3 protein-coding genes are annotated in these 3,653 nt (G+C 49.1%); all 3 read left to right on the top strand.

Annotated elements, in window-relative coordinates:
- A partial coding sequence (locus A3751_RS10830) for a TonB-dependent receptor (RefSeq protein WP_197466281.1) occupies window positions 1-439 on the top strand: 439 nt, incomplete at its 5' end.
- Window positions 440-1,614: 1,175 nt separating this feature from the next.
- Window positions 1,615-3,069: a cobyric acid synthase gene (locus A3751_RS10820; protein ID WP_068455653.1), complete on the top strand. Its 1,455-nt coding sequence runs from the start codon at window positions 1,615-1,617 to the stop codon at window positions 3,067-3,069.
- Window positions 3,066-3,587, top strand: a complete 522-nt coding sequence (gene cobU, locus A3751_RS10815; RefSeq protein WP_068453521.1) for a bifunctional adenosylcobinamide kinase/adenosylcobinamide-phosphate guanylyltransferase — start codon at window positions 3,066-3,068, stop codon at window positions 3,585-3,587. Before A3751_RS10820 ends, cobU begins: the two co-directional genes overlap by 4 nt.
- Window positions 3,588-3,653: the final 66 nt, after the last annotated feature.

Here is a 3,653-nt window from a genome sequence, read left to right as displayed (position 1 = left end):
AATTGGTAGGGCTGAGAATATCTCCTCGGCGCTTTTGTATGGCTTAGAGTTTGATGGCGAAGTTTCACTCTATGATGCGTGGAAGCTTGGTGCCAAAGGCGCATGGGTAAATTCTGAGGATCGATCTCAAGTTGTGGGTTTTCGCGGAAACCCACTCCCTGGGCAATACGAATATACGAGCGGCTTAGTGAATCAATTTTTGTGGCATTCCTATCTTGCTGAAATCGAATTCGTTTATCGAAATGAGGGTTTCTACGACCGCTCTGCGACTACGGAATTGCCCGAAAGCAAGCAAGTGCATGCCGCGCTTAAATACAGTTTTTCTGATCACCAAGTTGAGTTGGTTGGTCGCAATCTAACCGATGAGAGAATTGAAGACTTTAATCGCTATCCAGCGCCGGGTCGTCATTTTTATCTGTCTTACAAGTACGTTTTTTAACAGGGGTAACACTATGGAAGTTCGAAACATTTTTAAAAATGGGTTGGTCATGTCGGCCGCAATCTGGCTTGCTGCGTGTAGTAGCAGTAGTGATAATCCAGATTTTTCAGTGGATTGTAATGANTGCGCGGTGATCACGGGAGTCTCTGCAGATTACGCATCAAGCACAATCGACTTTGCTGAGACGAGCATGATGTTTTCGAGCCAAGGCGGTTTTGCTGCACAAGACTATTCTGACATGCGAGCGGTGACCTATGGTGACCACTTTTACCGAATCAATCGCGGTAGCTTGAGTTCAATCGCAAAATACTCGTTTGCTGATGGAGTGAACCCAATCTGGGAATTCTCGGTAGGCGCTGATACAAACCCCTATGACGTAGTGTTTGCTTCAGAAACCAAAGCGTATGTCTTACTTTGGGAGTCAAACGAGATTCTTGTGATCGACCCCAGTGTTGCTAGCAATGCGGACGAAGCAGACTTCATTGATGAAGCGGCATCGATTGATTTAACTGCCTACGATGAAGGGCTTGGCGCGACGGCGGCGGCCGGAATCATCGACGGCAGCAATCTGTACGTTTTGCTGGAGGGCTTGGATAGCACGTATGCACCGCAAACATCTCGCCTTATCAAAATAGACACGTCAACAGATACTGTCACGCAAGCCCTTGATCTGACCGTTAAAAATGCAGGCGATATGGATTTGTATGGTACGAATATTTACGTTGCGGGCAAGGGTCGTTACGCGAGTATGAACCGGCCGGTTGAGCTTACTGGTGGTATTGAGAAGATCGATATTTCAGGTATGACGATGACCAGTACCTTGCTTGTTGACGATGATGACGTGAATGTTGGCGCACAAATCATGGAAGTTGAAATCGCAAGTGCATCGAAGGGATATTTGACGCGTTACAACGCTTGGGGTGACCTTGATGTGATCACGTTCGATGCGGGAACAGGCCTTGTCTCCAATGCACCGTTAACCGATTACAGCAGTATTGACGCGCGCACTATTGAAATTGATAACGCCAATCAGCTTTGGGTAGGAATCGCTGATTTCGCAGCACCGCGTATCGATGTAGTGAGTACTTCAACAGACTTGCTAGAAGGTACCGTTAACTTACTCAACAATCCGGCCGCAATTCGTTTTGCAGATACAACAAACTAAGTAGCGCTCTATGACCACGCTGATGATTCAGGGCACCACTTCTGATGCCGGTAAAAGCACCTTGGTTGCGGCGATTTGTCGCATCCTCCATCAGCGTGGTTTGGATGTTGTTCCGTTTAAACCTCAGAATATGGCGCTCAATAGTGCGGTCACGGTTGATGGTGGTGAAATCGGAAGAGCGCAGGCCCTACAGGCACTTGCGTGCGGCCTAGAGCCACATACGGATATGAATCCGATTCTGCTGAAGCCAAATACCGATATTGGTGCGCAAGTGATTGTGCACGGTAAGGCGCAAGGCAACATGGATGCGCAAAGCTATCATCAATACAAGCGCTTAGCGATGGACGCCGTGCTGGAATCGCATCGCAGACTCGAAGAACAATACCAACACGTGATTGTAGAGGGTGCAGGTTCGCCAGCCGAGATCAATCTGCGTGACCGCGATATCGCAAATATGGGGTTCGCGGAGGCCGCAGACTGTCCCGTTATTATTGTTGCCGACATCGATAAAGGGGGCGTCTTTGCTCACCTTACGGGCACCCTCGATTTACTGAGTCAAAGTGAGCAGGACCGCGTCGTTGGCTTCGTGATCAACCGGTTTCGCGGCGACATCAAGCTACTCGAAAATGGCTTAGAATGGCTCGAAAGTAGAACGGGTAAGCCGGTGCTTGGGGTTTTGCCTTATTTGCATGGGCTAAATCTTGATGCTGAAGATGCCTTACCTCAAAACAACGCAGAGCAAACGGGCATATTCAATGTGGTTGTGCCCGTGCTGCCAAGAATCAGCAATCACACGGATTTTGAACCTTTTCGTCTGCACCCAGAGATCAACTTTACTTATGTTCCGGTTGATAGCGAGATTCCGCCTGCGGATTTGATTATTTTGCCCGGCTCAAAATCGGTGAGGGATGACTTGGCTTTTCTCAAAGAGCAGGGTTGGGAAGCCGCGCTTCAAAAGCATTTACGTTATGGTGGTAAGGTGCTCGGTATTTGCGGTGGCTATCAGATGCTTGGCAAGCGGATTGAGGACTCTCAAGGTATTGAGGGTGAAGCGGGTTCAAGTGCTGGATTTGGCTACCTGGATTTAACGACAACACTGACGGGTGACAAGGCGCTAAAACAGGTTAGGGGTAAGTTTGTTGTAGGCAACGATATCGTGACAGGCTATGAAATTCATGCTGGTCGGTCGACAGGAGCTAGCTTAGAGAAGCCGTTTATCGAATACGATAACGGGCAGTTCGATGGCGCAATTAGTGAAGATGGGCAGATAGCCGGCACTTATTGGCATGGGCTAGTAGATACACCGGGGGCACTAGATGCAATCCTGGCGTGGGCAGGCTACAAGGCCGCACAGCCCTTGGATTATGTAGCCTTGCGTGAAGCATCCCTAGATAGACTCGCCACGGAGTTTGAGCGCGCCTTAGATATGGATAAACTAATGACGATCTTAGAGGGGCGAGTATGAAGCACCTAATACTGGGTGGCGTTAAATCTGGCAAAAGTCGATACGCAGAAAACTCGGCGAGAACGTTATCTGACAAGGTTGCGGTTGTAGTCACCGCAGAACCTTTAGACGAGGAGATGAAGGCACGCATCGCACGTCATATCGCTGATCGCTCTGCACATTGGCAAACTAAAGAAGCGCCTATCGATCTCGCCGCTGCGTTAAAGCAACTGGACCGCGACCCAAGTGTTGAGGTTGTGATTGTTGATTGCTTAACCCTCTGGATTACCAATTTGCTTGTAAAACCCAAGGTCTCCGACCGCCTCGCGCACTATGTCGCCGAGTTCGAAAAAGAGCTTAAGCATTTCACTAAACCACTGCTACTTGTTTCCAATGAGACCAACATGGGCATCATGCCTGTTGATGCATTATCAAGAAGGTTTTGCGATGAGACGGGTAGGCTGCACCAGCGCCTTGCAGCTGCTGTTGATCGGGTTGATTTAATCGTTGCGGGACTGCCTGTGAGCGTCAAGCCATGACGTTGAATCTCGACATTCAAGGTCTCTGCTGGGATGTGCCCAACACGCAGCGTCGTATTCTTGATC

This window comes from Oleiphilus sp. HI0080, from assembly GCF_001635135.1.
This window is presented reverse-complemented; position numbering and strand designations above follow the sequence as displayed.